At 64.0% G+C, this 25,358-nt stretch carries 19 protein-coding genes and 1 other RNA gene; 9 read left to right on the top strand and 11 right to left on the bottom strand.

The annotated features are described in order from the left end of the window. Positions 1-5 precede the first annotated feature (5 nt). The 3 genes from DN388_RS22355 to DN388_RS22345 are packed head-to-tail and all read left to right on the top strand — an operon-like array spanning position 6 to position 3,273. Positions 6-1,478, top strand: a complete 1,473-nt coding sequence (locus DN388_RS22355) for an AMP-binding protein (protein WP_255002094.1) — start codon at positions 6-8, stop codon at positions 1,476-1,478. Next, positions 1,475-2,137, top strand: a complete 663-nt coding sequence (locus DN388_RS22350; RefSeq protein WP_255002093.1) for an alginate O-acetyltransferase AlgF — start codon at positions 1,475-1,477, stop codon at positions 2,135-2,137. Before DN388_RS22355 ends, DN388_RS22350 begins: the two co-directional genes overlap by 4 nt. A gap of 2 nt (positions 2,138-2,139) precedes the next feature. After that, positions 2,140-3,273, top strand: a complete 1,134-nt coding sequence (locus DN388_RS22345; protein ID WP_236176450.1) for an acyl-CoA dehydrogenase family protein — start codon at positions 2,140-2,142, stop codon at positions 3,271-3,273. Positions 3,274-3,286: 13 nt separating this feature from the next. On the opposite strand, the gene DN388_RS22340 is transcribed toward DN388_RS22345, so the two are convergent. Both DN388_RS22340 and DN388_RS22335 read right to left on the bottom strand, forming a co-directional pair. Next, positions 3,287-4,174, bottom strand: coding sequence for a DUF4434 domain-containing protein (locus DN388_RS22340; protein WP_255002092.1), 888 nt, complete (start codon positions 4,172-4,174; stop codon positions 3,287-3,289). A 241-nt stretch (positions 4,175-4,415) separates the two neighbouring features. Continuing rightward, positions 4,416-4,745, bottom strand: coding sequence for a hypothetical protein (locus DN388_RS22335; RefSeq protein ID WP_123753591.1), 330 nt, complete (start codon positions 4,743-4,745; stop codon positions 4,416-4,418). Between the two features lie 362 nt (positions 4,746-5,107). Between DN388_RS22335 and DN388_RS22330 the strand changes: the two genes are divergently transcribed. Then, the gene (locus DN388_RS22330) at positions 5,108-5,434 is read left to right on the top strand and encodes a hypothetical protein (RefSeq protein ID WP_255002091.1); all 327 of its coding nucleotides are present in this window, start codon (positions 5,108-5,110) and stop codon (positions 5,432-5,434) included. Positions 5,435-5,590: 156 nt separating this feature from the next. Here the strand turns inward: DN388_RS22330 and ffs are convergent. From ffs to DN388_RS22300, 6 genes are all read right to left on the bottom strand, one after another. Next, positions 5,591-5,687, bottom strand: an RNA gene (gene ffs / locus DN388_RS22325) — signal recognition particle sRNA small type. 97 nt (positions 5,688-5,784) lie between these two features. After that, a complete protein-coding gene (locus DN388_RS22320) occupies positions 5,785-6,942 on the bottom strand; it encodes a putative zinc-binding metallopeptidase (protein ID WP_078480252.1) in 1,158 nt (385 codons plus the stop codon). A 159-nt stretch (positions 6,943-7,101) separates the two neighbouring features. Continuing rightward, positions 7,102-9,456 carry an NAD-dependent DNA ligase LigA gene (gene ligA, locus DN388_RS22315; RefSeq protein WP_255002087.1) on the bottom strand — a complete coding sequence of 785 codons (2,355 nt, stop codon included), beginning with the start codon at positions 9,454-9,456 and terminating at the stop codon, positions 7,102-7,104. Positions 9,457-9,576: 120 nt separating this feature from the next. After that, positions 9,577-10,446 carry a cell division protein ZipA gene (gene zipA / locus DN388_RS22310; RefSeq protein ID WP_043862361.1) on the bottom strand — a complete coding sequence of 290 codons (870 nt, stop codon included), beginning with the start codon at positions 10,444-10,446 and terminating at the stop codon, positions 9,577-9,579. Positions 10,447-10,649: 203 nt separating this feature from the next. Next, positions 10,650-14,138 carry a chromosome segregation protein SMC gene (smc, locus tag DN388_RS22305; RefSeq protein ID WP_054915591.1) on the bottom strand — a complete coding sequence of 1,163 codons (3,489 nt, stop codon included), beginning with the start codon at positions 14,136-14,138 and terminating at the stop codon, positions 10,650-10,652. Between the two features lie 2 nt (positions 14,139-14,140). Then, positions 14,141-14,800, bottom strand: coding sequence for a GntR family transcriptional regulator (locus tag DN388_RS22300; RefSeq protein ID WP_043862359.1), 660 nt, complete (start codon positions 14,798-14,800; stop codon positions 14,141-14,143). A gap of 279 nt (positions 14,801-15,079) precedes the next feature. On the opposite strand from DN388_RS22300, the gene xdhA reads away from it, so the two are divergent. From xdhA to guaD, 4 genes are all read left to right on the top strand, one after another. Further along, complete coding sequence (xdhA, locus tag DN388_RS22295) at positions 15,080-16,534, top strand: xanthine dehydrogenase small subunit (RefSeq protein ID WP_043862358.1); 1,455 nt, start codon at positions 15,080-15,082, stop codon at positions 16,532-16,534. Then, positions 16,527-18,926, top strand: coding sequence for a xanthine dehydrogenase molybdopterin binding subunit (gene xdhB, locus DN388_RS22290; RefSeq protein WP_078480256.1), 2,400 nt, complete (start codon positions 16,527-16,529; stop codon positions 18,924-18,926). Before xdhA ends, xdhB begins: the two co-directional genes overlap by 8 nt. Positions 18,927-19,029: 103 nt before the next feature. After that, positions 19,030-19,875, top strand: a complete 846-nt coding sequence (gene xdhC / locus DN388_RS22285) for a xanthine dehydrogenase accessory protein XdhC (protein WP_054915594.1) — start codon at positions 19,030-19,032, stop codon at positions 19,873-19,875. Positions 19,876-19,885: 10 nt separating this feature from the next. Beyond that, positions 19,886-21,190 (top strand): guanine deaminase, encoded by a 1,305-nt coding sequence (gene guaD / locus DN388_RS22280; protein ID WP_058542039.1) that lies wholly within the window; start codon positions 19,886-19,888, stop codon positions 21,188-21,190. On the opposite strand, the gene aqpZ is transcribed toward guaD, so the two are convergent. Then, entirely contained in the window at positions 21,187-21,885 is a 699-nt protein-coding gene (gene aqpZ / locus DN388_RS22275; RefSeq protein WP_054915596.1) for an aquaporin Z, read from the bottom strand. The genes guaD and aqpZ overlap by 4 nt on opposite strands. 204 nt (positions 21,886-22,089) lie before the next feature. Then, the gene (locus DN388_RS22270) at positions 22,090-22,857 is read right to left on the bottom strand and encodes a GntR family transcriptional regulator (RefSeq protein WP_043862353.1); all 768 of its coding nucleotides are present in this window, start codon (positions 22,855-22,857) and stop codon (positions 22,090-22,092) included. A gap of 383 nt (positions 22,858-23,240) precedes the next feature. On the opposite strand from DN388_RS22270, the gene DN388_RS22265 reads away from it, so the two are divergent. Further along, positions 23,241-24,560, top strand: a complete 1,320-nt coding sequence (locus tag DN388_RS22265) for an NCS2 family permease (RefSeq protein WP_213085891.1) — start codon at positions 23,241-23,243, stop codon at positions 24,558-24,560. Positions 24,561-24,722: 162 nt separating this feature from the next. Here the strand turns inward: DN388_RS22265 and uraH are convergent, their stop codons facing one another. After that, positions 24,723-25,076: a hydroxyisourate hydrolase gene (gene uraH / locus DN388_RS22260; RefSeq protein WP_043862351.1), complete on the bottom strand. Its 354-nt coding sequence runs from the start codon at positions 25,074-25,076 to the stop codon at positions 24,723-24,725. Positions 25,077-25,358: the final 282 nt, after the last annotated feature.

The raw sequence follows: 25,358 nt of genomic DNA, 5'->3' as shown, positions 1-25,358 counted from the left end.
CCTGCATGTATTTCGATTTCGATCGCTGTGAATTCGCCGAAACCGACCACGCCGACGACGCGCCCGCGCTGAGCGACGCCCAGCGCCAGATGAACTGGGGCGAGCTGTTGCACGCCACCAATGCGTGGCAGTTGCGCGCCCAGGCTGCCGGCGTGCTGCCGGGGCATGCGCTGGTGATCAGCGGGCACAAGCAGATCGACTTCGTGGTGGCCATGCTCGGCTGCCTGCGCATGGGCGTGACCTATGTGCCGGTAGACAGCATCAACCCGCCCGAGCGCCTGCAGCGCATCACCGAGCGGGTTGGCGCAGCGCAGCGCTACAACGCCGCGCTGGACTGCTTCGAGGCCGGCGCCGCAAGCCCAGCACCGCTGGATGAAGCAGGTCTGGCGTACATCATGTTCACCTCCGGCAGCACCGGCGAGCCCAAGGGCGTGCAGATCGGCCGCGAAAGCGTGGCGCTGTTCGCTGGCTGGATCCGCGATTGCCTGGCGCTGGGCCCCCGCCCGGCGTTCATGAACCAGATGCTGTTCAGTTTCGACTTCTCGCTGTTCGACCTGTGCGGCGCGCTGGCGCTGGGCGGCACCTGCGTGCTGTGCCCGCGTGAGACCATCGCCGACCCCGAGGCATTCGTGCACTACCTGGCAGACACCCGGGTGCAGGTATGGGCCTCGACCCCGGCGTTCGTGCGCCAGCAGTTTCTCAATGACACATTCGACCAGGCGCACCTGCCGTCGCTGGGTGTATTCGTGTTCGGCGCCGAGTCGCTGACCACGGTAATGGCCGAACAACTCTGGGCACGCTTTCCGGACGCAAGGATCATCAACTCCTACGGCCCCACCGAAGCCACCTGTTCGACAACCTGGGTGGAAATCGTGCGGCCACTGGACGGTGCACGCAATCCGTTGTCCATCGGCCGCGCCAAGCCGTACGCCGAGCTGTTTCTGGAAGACGGCGAGCTGTGCATCGCCGGCGATCACGTGATGCGCGGCTACCTGGGGCGCCCGGACCTGACCGCCAAAAGCCTGTTTCTGCACAAGGGCAAACGCACTTACCGCAGCGGTGACCTGGCAGAGATCGACGCGCAGGGCCTGGTGTATTTCCATGGCCGGCGCGACGATCAGATCAAGCTCAACGGCTACCGCATCGAGCTGGGCGAAATCGACGCGGCGCTTGGCCGATTGCCTGGCGTGCAGGCGGCAGCCACCGTGGCACTGCGCCGTCCGGACGGCAGCCTGGTCCGCATGATCGGCTTCGTCTCCACCCCGCACACCCTGGCGCCGGGGCTCATCGGCCCGCTGCCCGACGCGCTGGGCCAGTGGAAGGCGCAGCTGGCCGAACACCTGCCGCCCTACATGATCCCTTCGGAGCTGGTGGCCTGCGGCCTGTTCCCCACCACAAGCTCGGACAAGATCGACCGCAAGCGCCTGGAGTCCCAGTACCTGGACGCGCGCCTCAAACGAACCAAGGAGAAAGCATGAAACAGCGCTCCCCTGCCCTGCGCGCCGCCCTGTTGCTGGGCGCCTGTCTGAGCGGATCGGCCCAGGCCGAAGGCGTCCTGGCGCAACTGTATGCCCCGCGCCCGGCCGCTGGCTCGGCATTCGTGCGGGTAGTCAACCCGGGCACCCAGCCGCTCCAGGTGCAGGTAGCCCGCAGCAGCGTGCAGACACTTGGCCCTGCCCAGGTGGCGGGCAGCTATGCCATCGTCAAGGGCGGCGAAGACTTCACCGTCACTGTCAACGGCAAACCGGCCGGCACACTCAAGGTTGCACCCGACAGCTTCAATACGCTGGTGCCTCACAAAGGCACGTGGAAGGTGGTGGATGACGTCGCCAGCAGCGATGATGCGCTCAAGGCCGAGCTGCGCTTCTACAACCTGGCCGACGATTGTGCCAAGGGCACGCTGAGCGTTGCCGACGGCCCCACACTGTTCGAGGACGTGCCGGCGCAAACAAGCACGGCGCGGGCCATCAACCCGGTGACGGCGCTGCTGACCGCCGGGTGCGGCGAAGCGTTGGCCGAGCGCTGGCCATTGCCGCAACTCAACCCCGGTGATCACTACGCGCTGTTCCTCACCGGCGATTCGAAGAAACCGGTGTTGCGCGGCCAGCTCAGCAGCACCGACACCTACGCCCAATAGGCCTGACGATGCGTACGATCTTTCGCGACGACCACCTGATGTTTCGCGACCAGGTGCAGCGTTTCATTGCCGAGCGCATCCTGCCCCGCTACGACGAGTGGGAAGCCGTCGGCCTGACCCCGCGCGAGCTGTGGCGCGAGGCCGGCGCACAGGGCCTGCTCAACTCGGCGCTGCCGGCTCCCTACGGCGCTGGCGGCGACTTCGGCCATGCGGTGGTGGTGATCGAGGAATTGGCACGGGCCAACTGCCTGGGCATCGGCTTCTCGATCCATTCGGACATGGTCGCGCCCTATATCCTCGGCCTTGGCACCCAGGCCCAGAAGGACCGTTGGTTGCCGGGCATGGCGGCCGGTGAAATCATCGGCGCCATCGCCATGACCGAGCCCGGTGCAGGCAGCGACCTCAAGGCCATCCGCACCCGCGCAACCCGCGAGGGTGAACATTTCGTGCTCAATGGGCAGAAAACCTTCATCACCAACGGGGTCAACGCCGGGCTGGTGATCGTGGTGGCCAGCACCGAGCCGGACCTTGGCGCGCGCGGGCTGTCGCTGTTCTGTGTGGAGGAAGGCCTGGCCGGGTTCGACAAGGGCCCGGCCATGCGCAAGATCGGCCAGCATGCCCAGGACACCTGCGAGCTGTTTTTCAACGATGTGCGCGTACCCGCCGACTGTTTGCTGGGCGAGCTCAATGCCGGCTTCGAGTACCTGAGCCGCGAGCTGGCCCGCGAGCGGCTGGCAATTGCCCTGCGTGCTGCGGCGTCCACCGAAGGCATGCTGGAAGAGACCAAGGCGTACACCCGCGGGCGCAAGGTGTTCGGCAAGCGCGTGATCGATCACCAGAGCAACCGCTTCATCCTGGCCGACGCGCAGTCGCGCCTGACCATGCTGCGGGTGTTTCTCGATGACTGCGTATTGAAACTGATGGCCGAACAACTGGACCCGACGGTGGCGGCGATGGCAAAGCTCAATGCCACCGAGATGCAGGGGCAGATTCTCGATCAGTTGCTGCAACTGCATGGTGGTTACGGCTACAGCAGCGAGTACGGGATCGGCCGCGCCTGGGCCGATGCACGAGCGCTACGCATATTCGGCGGCACCACCGAGGTCATGCGCGAGATCATCGGGCGCTCGCTCTGAGCGCCCGCCCCATTCAGGAACGTGAGCGAAGCCACTGGCGCCGCAGGCCCTGGGCCTGCGGGTCGCTCCCCAGTGCCCACGGGTCCACGGCGAACGCCACGACATGCTCGGCCCCGGTGGTTTCGGCCCATTCGAGCTGACGCTCTACCCGCGCATAGTCGGCCGAGCGCGCCTTGAAGTCGGTGCCGTCGTTGCGTTCGGACGGCAATTGCTCGAACAGCTCGACAATCACATCGAAGGTCACCTTGCGCTGGCGCAGGTACAACAGCAGCGGTTCGATGGCCTGGATGTTGGGCCAACCGGCCACGCCCACCCCGTCCTGCACCATGGGGCGCAGCTGGGCTCGATCGAGCAGCGACTGCCAGAGCTGCACCAGGCTGCCCTGGGTCGTCAACGTGCTGAAGTAGGTGGAAATGGCTGGCACACCATGCCCGGCCTGTTGCGAGACGCTGGACAAATCTGCCAGCCAGGTACCCAGGCGTTGCTGAGCAGGCGCCTCGGCCCAGTGGTACTGCTCGATTTCGTACGGGATGTACCACCCGGCAAACTGCCGGTGCCCGGACCAGGGCGACTCGCGCATGTAGCGCGTTGCGCCCTGCAGCGAGCGGTCGAAAAACGCCGCCTGTGCAGCTTCGTCCTTGGCCGAGAGGGCCTTCCACCAGCCGTTGTCGTAGGGCAGGCCGATGCGTACGCGCATACCATTGCTGCCGGCGGTATCGAGCACGGTCTGCATGACCGCGTCCGGCAACATCCAGTCGGGCTCGTCGCCCCCGTGCAAGCCCACCCACTGCAGCAGCAGCTCGTCACAACCAAATTCACGCATGCCTACCATGCGCGTCATCCACTCATCGCGGCTGAGCTGGAAGTGGCTTTTCCAGATTTGCAGGAACGTGGCGTCCAAGCGCGGCTTGTGGGTGCAACCGGCCAGGGGTGCGAGTAACGCAAGTGCCGGTGCATAGGCAGCCAGTCGCAACAGCTGCCGCCTTGCGACGCATGGGTTTTCAAGTGTCTTGGGCATTGGGCTTTTATCAACAGGAGCGGTGAAAGCAACTCGCAAGCGATCAGAGTGCCGGGCGCCCATCATAGCCTCTAAATAGAGCGCCCGCTGTGGCAAAGGGCTACGGCGGGCACTGATGGAACATTCAGGCAAGTTTCAGATCTGCTGCCGATTCGAACGTGGTGAAGTGGTAGATGCCGTGGATCTTCTCCAGCTGGCAACACCAGCCCTCCTGCTCGCCGGCTTGCACCACGAACCTCAGTTCTTCGATACCCGCCATATTGGCGGCAGCTTCGAGCAGGGTCTTGACGCGCTTTTCGACAAGGGCGTCGTAGGCCAGTTCGTATGACTTCTCCCAGGTGGCGTCGGCATTGCGAAATCGCTTCCAGTTATCGTCCTTGAGCACCTTGCAAAAGGCCACGCGCTGAACTTCGCCGGTATTGGACAGGTCGAGGGACAACAGGCAGAGGGTCATGGTGGGCTCCCATAAGCAGTGAAATTCCCTTGCAACCTAGTCACTCGCTTTTCATCCATCAATGCTAAATGGCCATCACCTGAGAGTTAAAATAATTCAAGAATTTACCAAAAAACAGCAACTAAACAACTTAACCAAGACCATGTAGGAAAGTTACTACGCAAAGAAACACGAGCTATAAAGTCTTTTTATGGAACAAAGGGCTTTCAGGTACTTTAAAATAAACAGAAACATTCAAAGGCGTGCCGTTTCTGCGCAATTACAGCGTCTTGAAGCGAGCGCTGCGCTTCTGCAATCATGCCCGCCGGGCGCTGCCAGCGGGCAGCGTCGTCCCTTAGCGCACCGCACAAAGGAATGACTCAATGATCAGGGTATTGCTTTCGCTGGACCTCACTAACAAGGAATCGGAACGAGACAACTTCAACAACTTCCTGGCAGAACAACAATGGAAGAAGTTGAAGGATGTGGATACCGTCTGGGCCATCGAGTACGACGATTTCAGCCAGACCAACGAGCAACATGTGACAAACGTCAAAAGAGACCTGTCCAAAGTGCTGCTCACCGCGGCACGGGAATTCAAACCGGACCGTATTACCTACGTTGCACAGATAGCCAACATTGAATGTATCGGGCGCTATATCTACCGGGAGGGTGGCGATTACAAGGCGCTCATTTACGAGCCCTGCTGATAGCGCTGAAGAGAGTGAGGTGTCTGCGACAGTGATAAGGTCGCAGGCATTTTTCGTGCGCGCGAAGGGAAAGCAGTGCACTGCATGCGTATTCGGGGGAAAGGGAACTGGATAGAGGCGGCCCCTGGCAGACAAGGGCTTGCGTTATGGAGGCAACCCCACCAGCCACACCCCGGCACACGATGTTCCCGCTGTGGCTGCTCCCTTCCGGGCCTGACCAGGTTTACGGGTAATCGTTGCGGGGGGACCGATGGGGTCACCATAACGATGCTCGCCTGGCAGCGAGCGGGGCCATTGTACCGGTCTGACGCGAAGTTACAACCTCTGTACCGTGAAAAAACCACTCTGGCTCAAGGACTTGTGACTGCCGCCGGGGCATCGCCCTGGATCACGCAGTGAATGAAGTGCAGCTTGGCCACCACCGGCGCACTCAGCACGAACGGGTAGAAGTCGGTCTGGCCCATGCTGCGTGACAGCTCGTTGAGCATCGCCGACAGCTCCACCCAGGCATTGATGAACGCCAGGAACGCAGGCGCCCCAGGGTGCTCGGGCTGGTACAAGCTGCGGGCATCGAACGGCGGATAGTCCAGGTCCATCACCGAGGCGTCCATGCCCAGCGCAAGGGCGGTGTCCACCGCATCGGTCATGTGCAGGTAGTGCGCCCAGGTTTCGGCCCAGTCCTCCCAGGGGTGCATGGTGGCATAGGCGCTGACGTGGGCGACGGCCCAGTCCAGCGGAGCACCTTGCTGGTAGTGGCGCTCCATGGCCTGGGCGTAGCTGGCGCGCTCGTCGCCGAACAGGCGGCGGAAGTCCTGCAGCCAGGCGCTGCTGGCCACCAGTCGGTCCCAGTAGTAATGCCCGATCTCGTGGCGCAGGTGGCCCAGCACGGTCCGGTAGGGCTCCTGAAGCTGCACGCGCACCTGCTCGCGCCAGTCGTCGTCGGCTTCGCGGATATCCAGGGTGATCAGGCCGCCAGCGTGGCCGGTGGTGGGGGGATTGCCGGCAATGTCGATGCCGATGAAGTCGAAGGCGATGCCCTCGCCGGCTGCGCCTTGCTTGGGCGTGACCGGCAACCCCAGGTGCAGCAGTTGCGCAATCAGGCGGCGCTTGGCGGTTTCCAGCTTGCGCCAGCGCAGGTGGTTTTCGGTGAACGACAGGTCGGGGATGGTGCGGTTGAGGCGACAGGCCAGGCAGAACACTTCGGGGTCGTCGACAGCCAGCAGCCAGTTGCAGCAAGCCGGGGTGTCGAGGTTGGCGCAACGCTTGAGCGGGCCGAGTTCTGGCTGGCCGTCCAGGTACCACTGGCCGTCCACAGCGGCCGGCAGCAAGGTACCGACATGGTGGGTATCGGGCCAGTAGCCCAGCGACGCCTGGCAGGCCAGGCATTGGCTGTTGCGAAAGAACACGGACTGTCCGCACTCGCATTGCCACACGCGCGTGCTGCGGCGTGCCTGGCTGACGAAGGGTGCGGCGATACGGGCGACGAGCTGTTCGAAGAATGGGTACATGGGGCCACCTCCTGGCTGGAGCCTAGCCTACACCATGTGCGTGACAGCGCTTGCGGTGTGCCTGACGCACCGTGCGCTCAGGTGTTGCGAGCGCTTCGCGCTCGATCGCGGGTCAAGCCCGCTCCCACGCCCTTCGGGCAGAAGCGGGCCGCGTGACCGCTACACCGCTATGCCCTGCTCCGACAGAAACGCCACGAACGCATCCTCATCCAACACCCTGAGCCCCAGCTCAGTGGCCTTGGCCAACTTGGAGCCTGCCCCCGGGCCCGCCACCACGCAGTGGGTCTTGGCCGAAACAGACCCCGCCACCTTGGCCCCCAGGCTCTCCAGCTTGTCCTTGGCGACATCCCGGCTCATGCGCTCCAGCGAACCGGTCAGCACCCAGGTCTGCCCCGCCAGCGGCAAGCCCTGGGCAACCTTCTTCTCGCTCTCCCAGTGCATGCCGAACTCGCGCAGTTGCGCCTCGACGCTGCGCGCCAGCGCCTGGTTGGCCTCGACCAGGAAGAACTCGCGCACCGCATCAGCCTGCTTGGCTGCCAGCGCCTGACGCAGGTCGATGCCGTCGGCGGCAATGATGCGCTCAAGGCTTTGCAGCTTGGCCACCAGCTTCTCGGCACCCGTCGGGCCGACAGAAGGGATGTCGAGCTTGGCGATCAACCCGGCCAGGGTCGTACTGGCCGCGAACTCGGCGGCCAGCTCGCCCTCCTCCTGCAACTGCAGGCCGTTCTCGAGCAGTTGCGCGATGACGCTGCGGTTATGTTCGTCCTCGAAGAAGTTGTGGATCTCGTACGCCACTTCCAGGCCGATATCCGGCAGGTAGGTCAGCACCTGCGGCAACGCCACCATCACGCGCTGCAACGAGCCCAGCGAGCGCGCCAGCACCTTGGCGGTCTCCTCGCCCACATCCGGGATGCCAAGGGCGTAGATGAAGCGTGCCAGGCTCGGGCGCTTGCTGTCGGCAATGGCAGCCAGCAGCTTGTTGCTGGACACCTCGGCAAAGCCTTCGAGGTCGACGATGTCTTCGAATTTCAAGCGGTACAGGTCTGCCGGCGAGGCAATCAGCCCTTCATCCACCAACTGCTCGACGCTCTTCTCGCCCAGGCCCTCGATGTCCATGGCGCGGCGCGACACGTAGTGGATGATCGCCTGCTTGAGCTGCGCGCGACAGGCCAGGCGGCCGACGCAGCGGTACACCGCGCCTTCGCTGACGGTTTCCTTGCCCTTGCTGCGCTTGACCAGCTGGGTGCGCTCGACCTGCGAGCCACACACCGGGCACTGGGTAGGGATGTGCACCGCACGCGCATCGGCCGGGCGACGCTCGGTGACCACCTGCATGACCTGCGGGATGACATCACCGGCACGGCGGATGATCACCGTATCGCCGATCATCACCCCCAGGCGCGCCACTTCGTCCATGTTGTGCAAGGTGGCATTGGCCACGGTCACGCCGGCCACCTTGACCGGCTTGAGCCGTGCGACGGGGGTTACCGCACCGGTGCGACCAACCTGGAACTCGACGTCGAGCACCTCGGTCAGCTCTTCCATGGCCGGGAACTTGTGCGCTATCGCCCAGCGCGGCTCACGGGCACGAAAGCCCAGTTCGCGTTGCGAGGCCAGGCTGTTGACCTTGAACACCACCCCGTCGATCTCGTAGGGCAGCGCGTTGCGCCGCTCGCCGATGTCACGGTAGTAGTCCAGGCATTCCTTGATGCCGGCGGCATGCCGCAGTTCGCGGCTGATGGGCATGCCCCAGCCCTTGAGCTTTTCGAGGGTGCCGATGTGGGTGTCGGCGATCGCCTCGGACACCTGGCCCACGCCATAGCAGCAGAACTCCAGGGGGCGGCTGGCGGTGATCTTCGAATCGAGCTGGCGCAGGCTGCCGGCGGCCGCGTTGCGCGGGTTGGCGAAGGTCTTGCCGCCGATCTCGGCCTGGGCTGCGTTCAGCCGTTCGAAGCCCTCCTTGCTCATGAACACTTCGCCGCGCACCTCGAGCACCGCCGGCCAGCCCTTGCCCTGCAGCTTGAGCGGCACGTTGCGGATGGTGCGCACGTTGACGCTGATGTCTTCGCCGGTGGTGCCGTCGCCACGGGTGGCACCCTGCACCAGCAGGCCGTCACGGTACAGCAGGCTGACCGCCAGGCCGTCGAGCTTGGGTTCGCAGCTGTAGTCCACCGCCGCCCCTGCGCCGAACAGGTCGCCGGTCGGCAGGTCGAGGCCTTCGACCACGCGCCGGTCGAACTCGCGCAGGTCATTTTCCTCGAAGGCGTTGCCCAGGCTCAGCATCGGCACCTCGTGACGCACCTGGGTGAAGGCCGAGAGCGCCGCGCCGCCCACCCGTTGGGTGGGGGAATCGGGGGTGACCAGCTCGGGGTGTTCGGCCTCCAGGGCCTGCAGCTCGCGGAACAGGCGATCGTATTCGGCGTCCGGGACGCTTGGCTCGTCGAGCACGTAGTAGCGGTAGTTGTGCTGGTCGAGTTCGGCGCGCAGTTCGAGGATGCGGGTTTGGGCGGTCATGTGTGTCGTCTCTTGCAAAGCAAAAGAGCAGCTCGGGGCTGCTCTTGGCGTTCAAATCGGTGGATCGGCGGGGCAGCTTTCGCCGGCAAGGCCAGCTCCTGCAGGGAGCGGCCATACCTGTCAGCGTTTCTGGGTCAGGGCGCGGCGCTCGAACTCGACGATGCGCTGGCGGTAGTGTTCGATGGTCTGCGCGGTCATCACGCTGCGCTGGTCATCCTTGAGCTCGCCGTTCAGTTCATGGGCCAGCTTGCGCGCCGCCGCCACCATCACGTCGAACGCCTGCTTGGGATGGCGCGGGCCCGGCAGGCCAAGGAAGAAGCTGACCGCACGGGTGCTGAAATGGTCGATGTCGTCCAGATCGAACACCCCAGGCTTGACCGCGTTGGCCATGGAGAACAGCACTTCGCCATTGCCGGCCATGCTTTCGTGACGGTGGAAGATGTCCATCTCGCCAAAGCGCAGGCCGCTTTCCAGGATGTTCTGCAGCAGTGCAGGGCCCTTGAAGCCGCTCTCGTCGCGGGCAATCACGCTGATCACCAGCACTTCCTCGACCGGCGGCAGGTCCTTGCCTTCGCTGGCACCGAAGCCGGTGCTCTTGGGGCTTTCGTCCGGGAAGTCGTCGTCGGCATTGCCGAACAGGTCAGGCTCGCGTGGCTCGGCCGCCAGGTTCAGGTCGCCCTGCTGCGGCTCGCTGGTACGTTTGGCGCGCTTGGACCCCTTGCCCACCTTCGGCTCGCGCTGCTCGCGCGCAGCCGTCATCGACGGCAGGTCGTGCTCGTCGAGCTGGGGCTCCTTGTGGTCGTCAAGCACCCGCGGCGGGCCCAGCACTTCGGCGCTGGTCTCTTCGTCCGGCAGGTTGGAGAAGCTGCGGTCCAGACGGAATTTCAACTTGCCCTTGCCGCCGCGCATGCGACGCCAGCCGTCAAAAAGAATACCGGCAATGACTATGATGCCGATGACGATCAGCCACTCGCGCAGACCGATTTCCATGTAATCCCGTGCCTCTGTGAAAAATGCTGAAAAATAAAGGGTTTAAACCCCTTTAAAACGTGGCGCCAACTCTATGTTCTGACAGGCGTTTTACCCACGCATAGAAAAATTTACATTAAGCTAGCACGACCAAAGATAACTTTACACCGTCTGTCGCAACTGACAGGGGCATTTGCTGCAAGTTCGTGCGTTATATCCGTTTTTCAGGCGTCGACCATGGCCATCGCCTCCTCCACGTCCACCGCCACCAGCCGCGAGCAACCGGGCTCGTGCATGGTCACCCCCATCAGTTGATCGGCCATTTCCATGGCGATCTTGTTGTGGGTGATATAGATGAACTGCACGGTCTGGCTCATCTCCTTGACCAGGCGCGCATAGCGTCCGACGTTGGCATCGTCCAGCGGCGCATCGACTTCGTCGAGCATGCAGAACGGTGCCGGGTTCAACTTGAAGATGGCAAACACCAGGGCCAGGGCCGTCAGCGCCTTCTCGCCGCCCGAGAGCAGATGGATGGTGCTGTTCTTCTTGCCCGGCGGGCGCGCCATGATCGTTACCCCTGTATCGAGTAGATCTTCGCCCGTCAGTTCCAGATAAGCGCTGCCACCACCGAAAACTTTTGGGAAAAGTGCCTGTAATCCGGCATTTATCTGATCAAAGGTATCCTTGAAGCGGTTGCGGGTTTCCTTGTCGATCTTGCGAATCACGTTTTCCAGGGTATCGAGGGCCTCGACCAGGTCGGCATCCTGGGCGTCGAGGTAGCGCTTGCGCTCGGACTGCTGCTGGTACTCGTCGATGGCCGCCAGGTTGATCGCGCCCAGGCGCTGGATGCGCGCATCGATGCGCTCCAGCTCAAGTTCAGCCTCCTGCTCGCTGGCCTCGGCCAGCAAGGTCGCCAACACGCCTTCCAGATCATAGCCGTCAGCCTGCAACTGTTCCTGCAGGGCCTTGCGCCGCACACTCAGCCCCTGCCATTCCATGCGGTGCTGTTCGAGCTGACCGCGCAGCAGCTGGGATTGCTGTTCGGCCTGGGTACGACGCTTTTCGGCCTCGCGCAGTTCGCGGTCGGCCTCGTCCATGTGCAGGCGCGCCTGACGCATTTCCTCGTCGACACTCATGCGCTTTTCCAGCAGCGCCTCAAGCATCATGCGCAGCTCTTCGAGGGGCGCCTCGCCCTCCTCCAGGTTCAGGCTCAGTTGTTCACGCTTTTCGTTCAGGCGCTCCGACTGCAGCTCCAGGCGCTCGAGGGCCTGGCGCGTGGAGTCGTGCTGGGCACGCAGCGAACCCAGGCGTACCGCCAACTGATGGGCGTGGTCCTTGTGCTGGCGGGCTTCCTGGCGCACGCGGTCGAGGCGTTCGCGCAGGTTGTCGCGCTGGGCCAGCAAGGCCTCGCGTTGTTCGGTGTCGTGGGCCATCAGGTCGAGGGCTTCCTGCAGGTGCAGGCGCGACTCGCCCAGGCTTTCGTGTTCGATGGCGCGCTGTTCCAGCAGCTCGGCCAGCTCTTCTTCAAGGCGCCGGCGGCGCAATGTCAGCTGCTCGGCGCGGGCCTTGCCGGCCGACAGACGGGCCTTGAGCTCACCTTGCTGGCGGGCTTCTTCCTGGGTGCGACGACGCAGTTGTTCACGGCTGTCTTCCTGCACGCGCTGCTGTTCACGCAGGGCCAGCAACTGCGCTTCGAGCTGCTCCAGGGCAGCTTCCTGCTCCAGACGCTCCAGGCCCAGCAGCTCAAGCTCCTGCCCGCGGGCCAGCACGCCGCCCTGGGCATCGTTGCCTCGGCTGACCCGCAGAAAGTGGCGCCCCACCCAGTAGCCGTCGCGGCTGATCAGGCTTTGGCCGTCGGCCAGCTGGCCGCGCAGGCTCAATGCCTGCTCGAGGCTCTCGACCGGCTTGACCTGGCCCAGCCAGGGGGCCAGGTCAACGCCGCCCTGTACTTTGTCCAGCAGGCTGCCGGCAAGGCGCTTGCCGGTGCCGGCGGCCTCCAGCAGACGCAACTCGCCCTGCTCGAAGCCCGTCAGGTCGAGCCCGGCCAGGTCGTCCACCAGTACCGCGTGCAGGTCGGCGCCCAGCACGGTTTCCACCGCCAGCTCCCAACCCGGCTCCACGCGCAGGCCTTCAGCCAGGCGTGGGCGTTGCTCCAGGCCCTGCGCGCGCAACCAGTCGAGGGTACCGCTGCCTGGGTCCAGCGCGGCCTGCTGCAAGGCTTCGAGCGATGCCAGCCGGCCACCCAGGCGCTGCAGTTCACCCTGGGCCTGCTGCTGCGCCTGGGCGGCCTGCTGCAATTGCTCGCGCAGCGCGTCGAGGCGCTCGATCACCTGCTGTTCTTCCAGGTGCAGGTCTTCGAGCAGCAATTCGCTGCTGGCCAGTTGTTCGTTCAGTTCCAGGATGGCCGCATCTTCAGGGTCGGCGCTCAACTGGTCGCGTTCTTCGCCCAGCTTGCGCTGGCGCTCCGAGACGCGCTCCAGGCTCTGCTCCAGCTGCTGGATGCGTGACTGCTGCACCTCGGCCTGGCGGCGCGGCTCGGCGGAGCGGGTGTTGAAGCTGTCCCACTGCTCCTGCCAGCCATGCATGGTGGTCTCGGCTTCCTCAAGGGTCGCGGCGGCCTCCTCGGCTGCCGCCAGCGACAGTTCCTGCTCGGGCTCGATCATCTCCAGCTCTTCGCCCAGGGTCGCCAGCAAGGTACGGTCGTGGCCCAGGTGCGATTCGGTTTCCAGACGCGCGCGTTCGGCTTCCTTGAAGTCATCCTGCAACTGGCGCAGGCGCTGCTGGCCATGCTGGATGTTCTGCTCGACCCGGGCGATGTCGCCGCCTACCGAATAGAAGCGCCCCTGGACCAGGTTGAAACGCTCCGACAGGTCGTGGTGACCGTCGCGCAGGCGCTCGATGCTCGCATCGGCATTGCGCTGCTCGGCCACCAGGGCCTCGAAGGCCACTTCCTGGTCGCCGATGATCGCCTCGCGCTGGCCCACCTGATCGTTCAGCGCACGCCAACGCAGGGCCGCCAGCTGGGCCTTGAGCTGACGCTCCTCGGCCTTGTATTCCTTGTATTTCTCCGCTGCCTGGGCCTGGCGGTGCAGGCGTTCGAGCTGACGCTCCAGCTCTTCGCGCAGGTCGGTCAGGCGTTCCAGGTTCTCGTGGGTGCGGCGGATGCGGTTTTCGGTTTCGCGGCGGCGCTCCTTGTACTTGGAGATGCCGGCGGCCTCTTCGATGAAGTTGCGCAACTCTTCGGGCTTGGCCTCGATCAGCTTGGAGATCATGCCCTGCTCGATGATCGAGTAGCTGCGCGGGCCCAGGCCGGTACCCAGGAAGATATCGGTGATGTCGCGCCGACGGCACTTGGTGCCGTTGAGGTAATAGGTGTTCTGCGCGTCGCGGGTCACCTTGCGCCGGATCGAGATCTCGGCATAGGCGGCATACTCGCCCACCAGGGTGTTGTCACTGTTGTCGAACACCAGTTCGATACTGGCCTGGCTGACCGGCTTGCGGCTGGTGGAGCCGTTGAAGATGACGTCGGTCATCGACTCGCCACGCAGGTTTTTCGCCGAGCTTTCGCCCATCACCCAGCGCACCGCATCGATGATGTTGGACTTGCCGCAGCCATTGGGGCCGACCACGGCCGCCATGTTGCTGGGGAAGTTGACGGTAGTCGGGTCGACGAACGACTTGAACCCCGCCAGGCGAATGCACTTGAGGCGCATGCTCAGCCAGCAACCAGCGAGGACAGCACCAGCGTGCAACTGCGCTCGCAGTACTGCGTCAGCACCTCGCGGATACGCGGCAGGTCGCCACCCACCACCGCTTCTAGCAGTTGGGCGAACAGCACCAGGAAGTCGTTCATGTTGGCCTTGCGCTGGTCCAGCGCCAGGTAATAGGTGCGGCTCATGGCCGGCTGCAGGTTCTCGACGGTTTCCTGCAGGTAGGGGTTGTTGGCGAACGGGTACGCGGCGCGCATCACCGCGAAGCTCTCTTCGACGAAGGCCTTGATGTCCTGGCGCGCACTGGCGGCGTGCAGACGCTGCTGGATGACCAGAAACGGTGCAAGTTCGGCTTCGCTGCGCGGCGCGCTGGCCACGGCATTGCCCAGCAGGATGTACAGCTCGCTCATCAGGGTGCAGAGGCTGCGCACGTTGTGCTCGTTGAGCGCCGTAACCTGCGCGCCACGGCGCGGCAGGATGGTCACCAGGTGCCGGCGCTCGAGTATAAGCAGTGCCTCGCGCACCGAGCCACGGCTGACATTGAGCGCCTGGGTGACCTTCTGTTCCTGGATGCGCTCGGCAGGTTTGAGCTCACCGCGGATGATCCGCTCGGCCAGGTAATGGGCAATTTGCTCGGAGAGGCTGTCCGGCGCCTTGAACGTCATGGTTTTCCTTCAAAATCATTGAACTGTGCACAAGCGCCGATTGTAGCGCACTTGCCTGCACCTCGCGCAGCGGCACAGGCACGCAGTTGGCACGATTGAAGCAAAACAATCGTCAACCCGGCCCCGGTTCTATGCTGAATACAGAGGCTATCGAGGATGACAGGATCAGCACGCACAAAAAGCTGACCTTGAAGTCAGAAAGCAGTTGACCGGCAAGTCAAGTCTGCCTACAGTCGACCCCGTCCACTCAACAACAATAATTCGCTTGTGAGGCCTTCCGTGATCCAGTTTCTACTCAACCAGGAGCTGCGCAGTGAGCATGCCCTGGACCCCAACCTGACGGTGCTCGAGTACCTGCGCGAGCACTTGGGCAAACCCGGTACCAAGGAAGGCTGCGCGAGCGGCGATTGCGGCGCCTGCACCGTCGTGGTCGGTGAACTGGCTGCAGATGAACACGGCCGGCAGCACCTGCGTTATCGCAGCCTCAATTCGTGCCTGACGTTCGTCTCGTCGCTGCATGGCAAGCAGCTGATCAGCGTCGAAGGGCTCAAGCACCAGGGCAAGCTGCACAGCGTGCAGCAGGCCATGGTCGACTGCCATGGCTCGCAATGCGGCTTCTGTACCCCGGGCTTCGTGATGTCGCTGTTCGCCCTGCAGAAGAACAGCGACGCCCCCGACCTGCACCGCGCCCAGGAGGCCCTGGCCGGCAACCTGTGCCGCTGCACCGGCTACCGGCCGATCCTGGCAGCCGCCGAGCAGGCTTGCTGCCAGGCCGCCCCCGACCAGTTCGACAGCGCCCAGGCACAGACCATCGCCCGGCTCCAGGCGATTGCGCCCAAGGAAACCGGCGAACTCAACAGCGGCGACAAGCGCTGCCTGGTGCCGCTGACCGTGGCCGACCTGGCCGAGCTGTACGGCTCGCACCCCGAAGCCCGCCTGCTGGCCGGCGGCACCGACCTGGCGCTGGAGGTCACGCAGTTCCACAAGACCCTGCCGGTGATGATCTACGTGGGTAACGTCGCCGAGATGAAGCGGGTCGAGGCCTTTGACGATCGCCTGGAAATCGGCGCCGCCACGTCACTCACCGACTGCTATGACGCGCTGAGCCGTGAATACCCCGACTTCGGCGAACTGCTGCACCGCTTCGCCTCGCTGCAGATCCGCAATCAGGGCACCCTGGGCGGCAACATCGGCAACGCCTCGCCGATCGGCGATTCGCCGCCCCTGCTGATCGCCCTGGGTGCGCAGATCGTGCTGCGCCGGGGTCAGGACACACGCACCCTGGCGCTGGAAGACTATTTCATCGACTACCGCATCACCGCACGCCAGGAAAGCGAGTTCATCGAGAAGATCATCGTGCCGCGGGCCAACCTGGCCTGGGCGTTCCGGGCCTACAAGGTGTCCAAGCGACTGGACGACGACATTTCGGCGGTGTGCGCCGCCTTCAACCTGCGCATAGACAACGGCGTGGTGGCCGAGGCACGTATCGCCTTCGGCGGCATGGCCGCCATCCCCAAGCGCGCCCGCGCCTGTGAAGCCGCCCTGCTCGGCAAGCCGTTCAACCAGGCCGGTATCGAGCGCGCCTGCCAGGCGCTGGGCGAAGACTTCACCCCGCTGTCGGACTTCAGGGCCAGCAAGGAATACCGCCTGCTCGGCGCGCAGAACCTGCTGCGCAAGTACTTCATCGAACTGCACACGCCGCACATCGAAACCCGGGTGACCGCCTATGTCTAACCATCCTCACGTGGCCAGGAGCCAGGCCGAACTGGCCGAGCTGTTCGCCCAGGGCCTGACCAGTGGCGTCGGGCGCAGCATCAAGCACGACAGCGCCGACAAGCATGTGTCCGGCGAGGCGGTGTATATCGATGACCGCCTCGAATTCCCCAACCAGTTGCATGTGTACGCTCGCTTGTCGGACCGCGCCCATGCACGGGTGCTGAGCATCGACACCCGCCCGTGCTACGCCATCGAGGGCGTGCGTATCGCCATCACCCACGAAGACATCCCGGGCCTGAAGGACATCGGCCCGCTGCTGCCGGGCGACCCGCTGCTGGCCATCGACACCGTCGAGTTCGTCGGCCAGCCGGTGCTGGCCGTGGCCGCCTGCGACCTGGACACCGCCCGCCGCGCAGCGATGGCCGCAATCATCGAATACGAAGACCTGGAGCCGGTGCTGGATGTGGTTCAGGCCCTGCGCAAGAAGCATTTCGTGCTCGACAGCCACACCCACCAGCGCGGCGATTCGGTCACCGCGCTGGCCAGCGCCCCGCATCGGGTGCAGGGCACCCTGCATATCGGCGGCCAGGAGCACTTCTACCTCGAAACCCAGATCTCCTCGGTGATGCCCACCGAGGATGGCGGCATGATCGTGTACTGCTCCACGCAGAACCCCACCGAGGTGCAGAAGCTGGTGGCCGAAGTGCTGGACGTGCCGATGAACAAGGTCGTGGTGGACATGCGCCGCATGGGCGGCGGCTTCGGCGGCAAGGAAACCCAGGCCGCCAGCCCCGCCTGCCTGTGCGCGGTGATCGCGCGCCTGACCGGGCAGCCGACCAAGATGCGCCTGCCACGGGTCGAGGACATGCTGATGACCGGCAAACGCCACCCCTTCTATATCGAATACGACGTGGGGTTCGACGACAGCGGCCGCCTGCATGGCATCAACCTGGAACTGGCCGGCAACTGCGGCTGCTCGCCGGACCTGTCGGCCTCGATCGTCGACCGTGCGATGTTCCACTCCGACAACGCCTACTACCTGGGCGACGCCACCATCAACGGCCACCGCTGCAAGACCAACACCGCCTCCAATACCGCCTACCGCGGCTTTGGCGGCCCGCAGGGCATGGTTGCCATCGAAGAGGTGATGGACCGCATCGCCCGCCACCTGGCACTGGACCCGCTGGCGGTACGCAAGGCCAACTACTACGGCAAGACCGAGCGCAACGTCACCCACTACTACCAGACAGTCGAGCACAACATGCTCGAGGAGATCACTGCCGAGCTCGAAGCCAGCAGCGACTACCAGCAGCGCCGCGAGTCGATCCGCCGCTTCAACGCCAACAGCCCGGTGCTGAAAAAGGGCCTGGCGCTGACCCCGGTGAAGTTCGGCATCTCGTTCACCGCCAGCTTTCTCAACCAGGCCGGTGCGCTGGTGCACATCTACACCGATGGCAGCATCCACCTCAACCACGGCGGCACCGAGATGGGCCAGGGCCTGAACACCAAGGTGGCCCAGGTGGTGGCCGAAGTGTTCCAGGTGGACTTCAGCCGCATACAGATCACCGCCACCAACACCGACAAGGTGCCCAACACCTCGCCCACGGCGGCGTCCAGCGGCGCCGACCTGAACGGCAAGGCGGCGCAGAACGCGGCCGAAATCCTCAAGCAGCGCCTGGTGGAGTTTGCCGCGCGCCAGTACAAGGTCAGTGAAGAAGACGTCGAGTTTCGCAACGGGCACGTGCGCGTGCGCGATGAAATCCTCACCTTCGAGAGCCTGGTGCAGCAGGCCTACTTTGCCCAGGTGTCGCTGTCGAGCACCGGCTTCTACAAGACCCCGAAGATCTACTACGACCGCAGCCAGGCGCGCGGGCGCCCGTTCTACTACTTCGCCTTCGGCGCGGCGTGCGCCGAGGTGATCGTCGACACCCTGACCGGCGAGTACAAGATGCTGCGCACCGACATCCTGCATGACGTGGGCGCCTCGCTGAACCCGGCCATCGACATTGGCCAGGTGGAGGGCGGGTTCATCCAGGGCATGGGGTGGCTGACCACCGAGGAACTGGTGTGGAACGCCAAGGGCAAGCTGATGACCAGCGGCCCGGCCAGCTACAAGATCCCGGCGGTGGCGGACATGCCGGTGGACCTGCGGGTGAAGCTGGTGGAGAACCGCAAGAACCCCGAGGACACGGTGTTCCATTCCAAGGCGGTGGGCGAGCCGCCGTTCATGCTGGGGATCGCGCCGTGGTGCGCGATCAAGGATGCAGTGGCCAGCCTGGCGGATTATCGCGAGCAACCGCAGATCGATGCCCCGGCCACCCCCGAGCGGGTGCTGTGGGGCTGCGAGCAGATGCGCAAGGTGGTGGCGGGCCGGCAGGCAGCTGCCGAGGTGGAAACCGTTACACCGTAGTGCGCCCTTCGCCGGCAAGGCCGGCTCCTACAGGGCGTGATTGCTGTAGGAGCCGGCCTTGCCGGCGAAGAGGCCCGATCAGGCACTGAAGAGGCAACCGACTATGCACACCTGGATCAACGCCCTGTCCGACCTGCACACCCGGGGCGAACCCTGCGTGCTGGTGACCATCATCGAAGAGCTGGGCTCCACCCCGCGCAATGCCGGCTCGAAGATGGTCGTCAGCGCGACCCAGCTGTTCGACACCATCGGCGGTGGGCACCTGGAATACAAGGCCATGCACATCGCCCGGCAGATGCTTGCCGAAGGCCGCGAAACCACCCACCTGGAGCGCTTCAGCCTCGGCGCCAGCCTTGGCCAGTGCTGCGGCGGCGCCACCGTGCTGCTGTTCGAGCCCATGGGCGGCGTGCAGGCGCAGATCGCGGTATTCGGCGCAGGCCATGTCGGCCGCGCTCTGGTACCCTTGCTCGCCGCGCTGCCCTGCCGGGTACGCTGGATCGATTCGCGCGAGCAGGAATTCCCCGACACCATCCCCACGGGGGTGAGCAAGGTCGTCAGCGAGGAACCGGTCGACGAGGTCGATGAACTGCCCGCCGGCAGCTATTGCATCGTCATGACCCACAACCATCAACTGGACCTGGAACTGACCGCCGCGATCCTCAAGCGCAACGATTTCACCTGGTTCGGCCTGATCGGCTCCAGGACCAAGCGCGTGAAGTTCGAGCACCGCCTGCGCGAGCGCGGCTTTGCCGCCGACAGCCTGGCACGCATGCGCTGCCCGATGGGCCTGGCCGAGGTCAAGGGTAAGCTGCCGATCGAGATCGCCGTGTCCATCGCCGCCGAAATCATCGCCACCTACAACGCGAACTTCGGCCAGCATACCGGCTCGGCCACCACCCAACCCATTGCCAAACTGCTGCCGCCGTCACGGCGCAGCCAAGCCATTTGACGAGAGCCACATGAGCGCAACCCGCAAAGCCTACCGTGCCGCCCTGCTGCACAGCCTCGCCGACCCTGCCGAGGTGGGCGTCGAAGCATCGTATGAATATTTCGAAGACGGCCTGCTGGTCATCGACCAGGGCAAGATCAGCGCCATCGGCCACGCCAGCGAACTGCTGCCAGGCCTGGACGCCGACATCGAAGTGGTGCACTACCAGGACGCATTGATCACCCCGGGGTTCATCGATACCCATATCCACTTCCCGCAGACCGGCATGATCGGCTCCTACGGCGAGCAGTTGCTGGACTGGCTGAACACCTACACCTTCCCGTGCGAGCGCCAGTTCGAAGACAAGGCTCACGCCGACAAGGTGGCCAAGCTGTTCCTCAAGGAGCTGCTGCGCAACGGCACCACCTCGGCGCTGGTGTTCGGCAGCGTGCACCCTGCCTCGGTCAACGCCCTGTTCGAGGAAGCCGAGCGCCTGGACCTGCGCCTGATCGCCGGCAAGGTGATGATGGACCGCAACGCCCCCGACTACCTGACCGACACCGCCGAGTCGGGCTACGCCGACAGCAAGGCGCTGATCCAGCGCTGGCACGGCAAGGGCCGCCTGCACTATGCGGTGACCCCGCGCTTTGCGCCCACCAGCACCCCGCAACAGCTGGCCCTGGCCGGCCAGTTGCTCAAGGAGTTCCCGGACCTGTACCTGCACACCCACCTGAGCGAAAACCTCAAGGAGATCGAGTGGGTCAAGGCGCTGTTCCCCGAGCGCAGCGGCTACCTGGATGTGTACGACCATTTCGAACTGCTGGGCGAGCGCTCGGTGTTCGCCCACGCCGTTCACCTGTGCGATGCCGAATGCCAGCGCCTGGCCGAGACCGGTTCGGCCGTGGCGTTCTGCCCGACCTCCAACCTGTTCCTGGGCAGCGGCCTGTTCAACCTGCCCCAGGCCGAGCAGCACAAGGTCAAGGTCGGCCTGGGCACCGACGTGGGCGCCGGCACCAGCTTCTCGCTGCTGTACACCCTGAACGAAGCCTACAAGGTCATGCAGTTGCAGGGCGCACGCCTGAGCCCGTTCAAGTCGCTGTACCTGGCCACCCTGGGCGGTGCGCGGGCATTGAACCTGGAGGAGCGCATCGGCACCCTGCAACCGGGCAGCGACGCCGACTTCATCGTGCTCGATTACAAGGCCACCCCGCTGCTGGACTACCGTCTCCAGCAGTCCGGCAGCATCGAGGAGACCCTGTTCGTGCTGACCACCCTGGGCGACGACCGTACCATTCGCGAAACCTTTGCCGCCGGGCGCAGCGTGCACCAGCGCTAAGGCGTTCGAAACAGGCCGCGGTACAACGCGCCGCCGATCACTGCCCCGATCAGCGGCGCCACCCAGAACAGCCACAGCTGATGCAGCGCCCAGCCACCGACGAACAGCGCCGGCCCGGTGCTGCGTGCCGGGTTCACCGACGTGTTGGTAACCGGTATCGACACCAGGTGGATCAGCGTCAGCGCCAGCCCGATGGCGATCGGCGCAAAGCCGGCCGGCGCCCGTGAATCGGTGGCGCCCATGATGATCAGAATGAACATCGCGGTCATCACCACCTCGCTGACAAAACCTGCCCCCAGCGAGTACTGCCCCGGCGAATGCTCGCCATAGCCGTTCGAGGCAAGCCCGTTCGACAGCTCGAAGCCGGCCTTGCCGCTGGCGATGAGGTAGATCACACCGGCAGCCAGGATGGCGCCCACCACCTGGGCGATCACGTACGGCACCAGGTCCTTGAGCGGAAACCGCCCGCCCACGACCAGGCCCAGCGATACCGCAGGGTTGAGGTGACAACCGGAGATATGACCGATGGCGAATGCCATGGTCAGCACAGTCAGCCCGAAGGCCATGGAGACACCGACCAGGCCAATGCCGATCGGAAAAGACGCAGCCAGTACCGCGCTGCCACAACCCCCCAACACCAACCAGAACGTCCCTATCAATTCAGCTCCCATGCGTTTGCTCATGGGCATCGACATCAGTCAGTCCTCAAGAAGTGGTACGCCTGAAGCGCAAGCCCAACTGCTTGATGAAGGTTTGCGGGAGTGCAACAGATAGAAATCTAGCAGAGGTTGGCTCAAGTGCCAGCAGCCCTGAAAGCATCGCGGGTCAAGCCCGCTCCCACAAGGACCGAGACAATCCTGTGGGAGCGGGCTCGACCCGCGATTGCAGGCGACGCGGTATCAGCCCTTTGCCGGCACCGAACTGCCGCGCTTCTTGGTTTGCAGCAGGTGCGAAAACACCGCGTGCAGGTCATCCGACGCACTCTCCTCGTCGAGGTTGAGCTTGCTGTCGATGTGGTCCATGTGGTGCATCATGAGGCTCACCGCCTGGGCCGCATCACGCGCCTCGATAGCGTCGATCAGTTGCATGTGCTCGTCATACGAGCAGTGCGAGCGGTTGCCGCTTTCGTACTGGGCAATGATCAGCGAAGTCTGCGATACCAGGCTGCGCTGGAAGCTGATCAGCGGTGCATTGCCCGCCGCTTCCGCCAGCTTGAGGTGAAACTCGCCAGACAGGCGAATGCCGGCACCCCGGTCGCCGCGCGAGAAGCTGTCGCGCTCGTCGCGCACCATCTGGCGCAGTTCGTTCAACTGCTCGGCGGTGGCGTGCTCCACTGCAAGTTCGGTGATGGCACGCTCGACCATGCGCCGCGAAAAGAACACCTGACGCGCCTCTTCGACGGTCGGGCTGGCCACTACCGCACCGCGATTGGGGCGCAGCAGCACCACGCTTTCGTGGGCCAGGCGCGACAGCGCACGCCGGATGATGGTGCGGCTGACGCCGAAGATCTCGCCCAGGGCTTCCTCACTCAACTTGGTACCCGGCGCCAGGCGTTGTTCGAGGATTGCCTCGAATATGTGCGCGTAAACGATATCGTCCTGGGTGCCGCTACGACCGGCCTTGCCGGTGCGCGTGGGTTTCTTGAGGGGTTGCAGCTGTTCGTTCATGGGCGCTCGAGCACGGAGATCCACCTATCGGACCCTGACTGTAATACCAGCCAGTAGGGCGATGGCAAGTCCTGGATAGAAAATTAGACGTTCATGGTATTGACGCATTGTACACAGGCTTGGCGATTTCTGCAGAGTGCCATCACGTTATAGCCGTGGCGACAATTTACCTGCACACACCGACAAAAACATTATTTGCATTATTTGTATACAAACGCATAATCCAGCCGTGCAACTTCCTGACCCGCAGGTCAACAACAGGTCCGGTCGCCATGCCCTCCCCCTCGCAGAGCCCCCAGTCAATGCGCAGGACAAGCTCTGAACAACAAGAAAAGACGTGAGGAGTACACGCTGTGGAAAGCCGCAAACCCCAAGCCCCTACGCTGGATCTTGCCCCACCGCTCGAAACGAGCTGGCTGGAGCGGATTTTCAAACTCAAGCTGCACGGCACCACTGTCAGGACCGAACTGATCGCGGGTGTAACCACCTTCATCACCATGGCCTACATCATTTTCGTCAACCCCAACATCATGGCCGACGCCGGCATCGACCACGGCGCCGCGTTCGTGGCCACCTGCATCGCGGCGGCGCTCGGCTGCCTGCTGATGGGCCTGTATGCCAACTGGCCGGTGGGCCTGGCACCCGGCATGGGGCTGAATGCCTTTTTCACCTACACCGTGGTCGGCACCATGGGCTACACCTGGGAGGCCGCGCTGGGTGCGGTGTTCGTATCGGGTGTGCTGTTCATGCTGCTGACGCTGTCGCGGGTGCGCGAATGGCTGCTCAACAGCATCCCGCTGAGCCTGCGTCACGCCATGGGCGCGGGTGTGGGGCTGTTTCTCGGGGTGATCGGTCTGAAGACGGCCGGCATCATCGTCGCCAGCCCAGCCACCCTGATCAAGCTCGGTTCGCTGCACGAGCCTGGCCCGCTGCTGGCGGCGGCGTGCTTCCTGATGATTGCCGTGCTCAGCTACCGCCGGGTGTTCGGCGCGATCCTGATCAGCATCATCGCCGTGACACTGGCCGGCTGGGCCCTGGGCCTGGTGGAATATGGCGGCGTGTTCTCGCTGCCGCCGAGCCTGGCGCCCACCTGGATGGCCATGGACGTGGCGGGCGTGTTCAACGTCAGCATGATCAGCGTGGTACTGGCATTTCTGTTCGTGCACATGTTCGACACCGCCGGCACGCTGATGGGCGTGGCCCAGCGCGCCAACCTGGTGAACGCCGAGGGGCGCATCGAAAACCTGTCACGGGCGCTTAAGGCCGACAGTGCATCGAGCGTGTTCGGTGCAGTGGTGGGTGTGCCGCCAGTAACCAGCTACGTGGAAAGTGCTGCAGGTGTGGCGGCCGGCGGGCGCACGGGGCTCACGGCCGTGGTGGTCGGCCTGCTGTTCGTCGCGGCGATGTTCTTTGCGCCGCTGGCGGGCATGATCCCGGCGTATGCCACCGCCGGCGCACTGATCTATGTGGCGATGTTGATGATGGGCAGCATGGCGCACATCAACTGGGATGAAGCCACCGATAGCATTCCGGCGATCGTCACGGCGATCATGATGCCGCTGACATTCTCGGTGGCGGACGGCATTGCGCTGGGCTTCATCACCTATGTGGTGCTCAAGGCCGGCACCGGGCGCTACAGGGAGATCTCGGCGAGCCTGTGGGTGCTGTGTGCGATCTTTGTGGCCAAGTTCGTGTTCCTGTAAGCACTGCGTCGGTTCAAGGAGCCTCGCCTTCGGGCGGGGCTTTTTGTTGCCTGTGCCGCTCTGCCAGCGAACAGCCCTGCAGGCACGCCCTCGAATCCGAGGCAAAAAAAAGCCCGCCAGTGAGAGCGGGCAAGGACCTACGAAGATTCATCTAGCGACCAACTAGCTTCCGCGATAGGTCGAGTAACTGTACGGCGAGATCAGCAACGGCACGTGGTAGTGATCCTGCTCGGCGCTGATGCCGAAACGCAGCACCACCACATCCAGGAACGCCGGCTCCGGCAACTGCACACCACGGGCACGATAATAGTCACCGGCACTGAACTGCAGCTGGTACACACCGCTGCGGTAATCCTCACCCTGCAGCAGTGGCGCATCGCAACGGCCATCGCTGTTGGTCAGCGCCGTGTTCACCAGCTCAAGCTGCTGGCCTTCGACCCGGTACAGCTCGACCTTGATCGAGCTGCCAGGGCAGCCATGTGCGGCATCCAGTACATGCGTGGTCAAACGTCCCATTGCGTGCGCCTCGTTTCAATCTATGGGCAAAAAATACCCGCACGGCACCGGGATGAAGCAGGGCAGCGTGCGGCTGTCGGATTATTAAGACATTTTCAGCTAAAATTGTACACAATAAATTCGACGATTTTGTTAGCCTGCCGAGCGTGCCCTGTAAATACGCCATCAGTCGCAAAGCCGCGCGCCTGGCGGACGCTATCGTCATTTACTGACCAATCAGGCAGGTTTCTTGCAACCTTTTTCAAGGCCAAATGGCGGAAGAAATGCGAAAAAACAGGCTTA

This window comes from Pseudomonas sp. S12(2018), from assembly GCF_024355235.1.
Classification (GTDB): domain Bacteria; phylum Pseudomonadota; class Gammaproteobacteria; order Pseudomonadales; family Pseudomonadaceae; genus Aquipseudomonas; species Aquipseudomonas palmensis.
Note: the sequence above shows the minus strand (reverse complement) of the source record. Positions and strands in the feature narration are given on the sequence as shown.